The following is a 461-nucleotide window of genomic DNA, read 5'->3' as shown; positions in this document are numbered from 1 at the left end:
ATAATGCCCTTCTGACGCAACTGGTAAATGAACTGGACGCTGCGGCTATCGATACCAGCATTTCGGTCTGTGTGATTACCGGTAATGCACGCTTTTTTGCCGCCGGGGCCGATCTCAACGAAATGGCGGAAACAGATCTCGCGGCCACCTTAAACGATCCACGTCCGCCGCTATGGGCGCGATTGCAGGCCTTTAATAAACCACTCATCGCAGCCGTCAACGGTTACGCGCTTGGGGCGGGTTGCGAACTGGCATTGTTGTGCGATGTGGTGGTTGCCGGAGAGAACGCGCGTTTTGGGTTGCCGGAAATCACTCTCGGCATCATGCCTGGCGCAGGCGGAACGCAACGTTTAATCCGTAGTGTCGGTAAATCGTTAGCCAGCAAAATGGTGCTGAGCGGAGAAAGTATCACCGCCCAGCAAGCACAGCAGGCCGGGCTGGTTAGCGACGTCTTCCCCAGC

Annotated in this window: 1 protein-coding gene; it reads left to right on the top strand. The window is 56.4% G+C overall.

The features are described 5' to 3' along the window. Nucleotides 1-461: enoyl-CoA hydratase-related protein (locus M3180_RS22320; protein WP_251671633.1), on the top strand; the 461-nt coding region annotated here is incomplete at both ends.

The organism is Paenibacillus camelliae (assembly GCF_023715345.1).
Lineage (GTDB): Bacteria > Bacillota > Bacilli > Paenibacillales > Paenibacillaceae > Pristimantibacillus > Pristimantibacillus camelliae.
The sequence above is the reverse complement of the archived record's forward strand: the minus strand, read 5'-3'. Positions and strand labels throughout refer to the sequence as shown.